The sequence below is a fragment of the Marinobacter sp. MBR-105 genome, from assembly GCF_053628895.1.
Window position 1 is genome coordinate 1 of record NZ_JBRJHG010000038.1, and the last position, 4,818, is coordinate 4,818.

At 50.8% G+C, this 4,818-nt stretch carries 6 protein-coding genes; all 6 read right to left on the reverse strand.

Annotation, left to right across the window (positions count from 1 at the left end):
• Window positions 1–43 precede the first annotated feature (43 nt).
• Window positions 44–625, reverse strand: coding sequence for an IS3 family transposase (locus ACSSVV_RS20720; RefSeq protein WP_454106949.1), 582 nt, complete (start codon window positions 623–625; stop codon window positions 44–46).
• Between the two features lie 20 nt (window positions 626–645).
• The gene (locus ACSSVV_RS20725; RefSeq protein WP_022988855.1) at window positions 646–930 is read right to left on the reverse strand and encodes a helix-turn-helix domain-containing protein; all 285 of its coding nucleotides are present in this window, start codon (window positions 928–930) and stop codon (window positions 646–648) included.
• 830 nt (window positions 931–1,760) lie between these two features.
• On the reverse strand, window positions 1,761–2,294 hold the full coding sequence (locus tag ACSSVV_RS20730; RefSeq protein ID WP_023011839.1) for a GNAT family N-acetyltransferase: 534 nt from the start codon (window positions 2,292–2,294) through the stop codon (window positions 1,761–1,763).
• A 95-nt stretch (window positions 2,295–2,389) separates the two neighbouring features.
• Window positions 2,390–2,776 (reverse strand): tautomerase family protein, encoded by a 387-nt coding sequence (locus ACSSVV_RS20735; protein ID WP_023011838.1) that lies wholly within the window; start codon window positions 2,774–2,776, stop codon window positions 2,390–2,392.
• Between the two features lie 96 nt (window positions 2,777–2,872).
• Window positions 2,873–3,313, reverse strand: a complete 441-nt coding sequence (locus ACSSVV_RS20740; protein WP_023011837.1) for a hypothetical protein — start codon at window positions 3,311–3,313, stop codon at window positions 2,873–2,875.
• 456 nt (window positions 3,314–3,769) lie between these two features.
• Window positions 3,770–4,264 (reverse strand): uracil-DNA glycosylase, encoded by a 495-nt coding sequence (locus tag ACSSVV_RS20745; protein WP_023012150.1) that lies wholly within the window; start codon window positions 4,262–4,264, stop codon window positions 3,770–3,772.
• Window positions 4,265–4,818: the final 554 nt, after the last annotated feature.

The following is a 4,818-nucleotide window of genomic DNA, read 5'->3' on the forward strand; positions in this document are numbered from 1 at the left end:
TGGACGAAACGGGGAGATTTATGATGGATATTATACCCCGAAGTCAGGCCAACTCATTGCCTTTGTTCAGGTTTTTACTTTTGCAGGGGCGACTATTGAAGATTTCCGGCGATCCATGGCGCTGTAGGGCTTCCTCCAGGGCATCGATGCAGAAGTCTGTGTCCATGGTATTGGAGACCCGCCAGGACAGCACCTTACGGCTGTACCAGTCGATAATGGCGACCAAATACATGAAGCCTCGGGCCAGCGGCACGTACGAAATATCCGTTGCCCACACCTGGTTGGGGCGGTCGATTTTCAGCCCTTTGAGCAGGTACGGATAAACTTTGTGCCCGTCGCCCGGAGGGCTGGTTCTGGGGCGTGGATACACCGCCTGAATGCCCATGGTGCGCATTAGGCGCTGAACCCGCTTGCGGTTTATCAGGTGGCCTTTGCGCTCCAGATGGACTCGCATCTTACGAGAGCCATAGTACGGCGTTTCCAGATGCTGCTGGTCAATCAGGTACATCAGATCCAGATCCTCCTGACACTGTTCACGAGGGACGTAGTACACCGACGAGCGGCTCAGTTTGAGCAACTCGCACTGGCGCACAATGCTGACTTGGGGATGACCATGCTCGATCATCGCCAACCGGCGTTGACGGCTTACTGATCGAGCTTGCGCGACAAAAAATCGCGTTCCACCGTCAGTCGGCCGATCTCGCGGTAGAGTTCGTCAGAACTGGGCTCGTTGGACTGTTTGCCGGACCTTTTTTTGCCTTCGAAGAGGTCCGGAGCATTCTCCAACAACTCGCGTTTCCAGGTGCTAACCATGGTCGGATGAATCTGGAACCGGGCGGCAATTTCAGATGTAGTCTGGTCACCCTTGAGGGCGGCTAGGGCTACTTTGGACTTGAACGATGGGCTGTATTGCTTGCGTTTCTTGCTCATGATTCTCCTCCTTGTGGAGATGATGAATCAGAGCTTAGGCACCTGTCCAAATTTCGGGGTCCACTTCAAACAACAGTCATTCGAGTGGAAAAAGGCAAACCTAAGAACTGAACGGGTTCACCATCAAATATCCATATTTCATGCGCTAGTTTTTCCATGTTACTCCAATCATATAACGGTGTGGTATGGGCGCGCACAGAGCAACACGTAGTTGGCGACGCATTGACCACCTGGTTACATGCACAATTCTCGCAAGCTCCTGATGACCCGAACCTCAGTTCCCCGAGGTGCATTTTCCTGGGTCAACCAGATAGCCTTAAGACCTAACCACATTGCGGGCTTAATATCTTTAACGAAGCTATCGCCCACCACTGCCGTTCGAGTGACGCGGCTTGTTAATAATTGACCCAACTCCGAGGGTAACGCAAACGCCAGATTACCGACATCACATCAGCAAACCTCAAGCGACCAAGTAACACCAGAGCCAAAAAGACTCCCTGGACGCAAATGATCATTGCCACGACCAATAGCAAAACCATTGTGACCGCAAAGAATGCGGTCGGATCGCCGGGTTGTGCTGCTTCAGCGACATCAATCTCAAACGAGGTCGCCAAGAGCGGAACCAAAGTGAAGTACCATAGGCCAATACCGATCACTATTCCCGAACCCGAAGCTACATTTGAACAGAATCGATAGTAGGGCTTTAGCCTTCCAGCGTCATGAAGAAACTTCCGTATGCGACCCATATTCAGCTGATATTTAACGCCTTGGTTCAGTGGCGACTACGGAGCGCAGTGTATCCGGTGCAGGGCCGCCAGGCTTGAAACGAACTACGACAACTTGTTATGCAATGCCCAGTCGTCGCACGTCATTCGATATACCCGCACAGCTCGGGCATGGAATTCTCGAATCGTATAATCTCTGAACCCAACCTTCTCCGTCACCCTAACGGAGGCTGTGTGCTCCGGCTCGATAATAACAATTACCGACTCGCGGTGTGTTTGATCGAAAGCATACTGGAGGGCACCCATTACAGCTTCTGTCGCGTACCCCTGGTGCCAGAACCTGCGCGCCAGCCGATAACCTAGATTGAGTTCTTCGACATCGCCAACCAACTCAGGCGCAATGCCACAGAAGCCGATAAAATGCCCAGATTCCTTCTCACAGAATGCCCACGGCCCTATTCCATGAGAGGCGTAACACTCAAGGCACCAATCAACGAACTTTCGAGTAGCTTCCTCGTCGCAAACTCCGCGAACGGAGAATTTCATGACTTCCGGATCACTGAGCATTGCGGTGAGCACCGGGACATCCTGATGGGATAGCTTCCTTGCAACCAACCTCTCTGTTTCAAACAATGACACCGCTCTCTCCCTGTGCTTAACGCCAGCAATAAAAGGCGCCCTGAAAAGGGCCTCCGGTGGGGGGCCTTTGGGCCGGAACGAATTTGATTGCCTTGTTACACATTGACTGAATACTTGAGGTCACACGCCTCATCTCCAGTCATGCCACGAAAGCCCCAACAGTGTGGCGGTTGCTCCTTGATCGTGACTTCAACATCTACGGGTGATATGCCAACCACGGACTCAATCTTGTTGAAGAGTTCCTTGATCAGGGCCTTTTGGGTCTCAGGATTTCGACCCTGCATCATATTGATCTCGATGGCTGTGTAAGCGGGTGTCCTGCCACCAGGATAATAAAAATCCTCGGCTTCCATAGGGATGAAACGATGAGCCCGTTTGTCTTCCGGCATCCCAAGTACGGTTTGCATACATCCGTGAATGACTTCAGAGAGCTGAGCCTTGATCGGGTTAAGGTGTTCTTTGATTCCATAGATGACTATCACGATGCCTCCTGCAATGTGTAACGCCAGCCAGAAGCAGCTCCCTGACAAGGGCGTCCGGTGGAGGGCCACCAGTGTGGTACGACCTTAATGGCCTTGTTAGGTGCTGATGTCATTTGAGAGGATTTCCTCGTTCTCAAATTGCAGCCCAATGTGGATCCACCTAAATTCCGGCCGTGTTTCGAAACAAATTTCCCACTCCCGGTTATCAGCCGTATCCACAGAAATAGCAGAGACCTGAAACAGCTCCGAAGCAGCCATACCCTTTGGAATCGAATCCCAACCCGAGGCGATCGACACAAGGTACTCGGAACATTTATCGAAATAGTGATCAAGCTCGGCAAGCTTGCTCAATATGAACTGCACTGATTGAGGATAGGGCCCACTCGCGTCGCCAGGAATACTATGGAAAACCTCGCCACTGGCCGCCTCCCAATAACCTTCACTTTCCAAAAAAGTCATCGGGCCCAACCTGTCGTGAACGATTTCGATACTTGGCTTATTGCGCCCAGATAAGGCTTTTTTGAGAAACGGAAACATTGATTTTGCTCACCTAACACCAGCCTGCATACGCGGCTGCGGAATGGAGGCGAAGCCGCAATGTAGTAGGCGTCGCCGTGCCTGGCCTTGTTATAAGTCTTGGCATAGCCCCTCTGTTTAGATCCTTGCGGCGCCTATTGAAGTCACTGAGAACGAGCCCGCTTGTTACAAAGATGAACGGATATAGAAATTGATTGATAGCTGCGTCAAAACCGGCCCCTATCAGAGTCGAAACGGCATGAAGCACTCCGATACCGATCAGTATAATTGGTAAAAGTAGCTGTAGAACCTTGAACCACCTACTCAGACTACCCAATCCCCTACCCTCTATCCGCATCGGATCGCAAATATCTGGTCTCTTTCCAAAATCCAACAAAAACTTCTCGCAACTTATAACGCCTGGGCTAAACCGCCGGTACGGAGCGCAGCGTAGTACCGGTCGGCTAGAGCCCCTGGTTAACCATATTTGGCCGATGTTTGCTTCATGAACCGGAGAACTCGGATGTTCTCCGCCAAGGCATTTGGATTTGTATTCATCGCTTTAGCTGAGGTGTGATGGCAGCTCAGTATTCTCGCTTCTGTGATTTGGGATACAAAAATATGCGCCCGCCTCGCTGCACTCCCAACCAGCACTATACATTTGAGGGCAGGCATGGCCTCGATAACTGGCTTCAAATATGAAATGCCAGGGCGAATGTCTTTGCCCCTCGCCGCTCGGATAGAAGACTTGCTTTGGTTACCGATGTACCAGGGGACCGTATTCCAAACAGCAATTTCTTTTCTATCTATTCCGGCTTGCTCAAGCTGTTGCTTGAAGTTTCTTGCTGTTGGGTCTGGATTATCAAAAGATATATATCCAGTTTTTAGAGCCTTTGCACCTGGGGCCTCGAAAAGAAACAGAAACGTTGCGTTCTCGTTTCCATTACGCGGATCAAATCCCGGAACATCCATGCTCTTGCCTTATTTTGTCTACGACTGCTGATAGATTCATTTCATTGGTTAACGCCCAGTCTTTGTACTTAACCACGAATTCTTTGGCTTCTTCCAATGTGTCAGGGTATGGAACAGACTCATAGCTGTTGGGATTTGGCCTGATTTTCTGGAACAAGAAGCCATGCGCTATTAAAAACCCGACCTTTTTCCATTGGGCATTGTCGCTTTTCTTTGGTGCTTTAAAGTGCCGCCCAACGTTGAACATAGTGTCGTTGCATATCGGACACGACATGGTGAGAGGATAATCGGAAGGCGTACCCTCAACATGGCGCTTATTGGCAGTTCTGCACGTAAGGCACACATAGGATTTGGAATAGTCTGGCCCCGACACCTTTTGGCTTGATTTGCTGCTTCGGGTGCCTGAATCCCAACAAAGGGCCTTTTTCGTGTCCCGATCAAGAGTCATGTATTGCCTTGTAATCGGGATAGGGAGGCACCTCACGATGCCCCTCCTCCCACATCACCGGGCATACGGATCACGTACCACGGCGATTCAGTGACTTGATTCAACC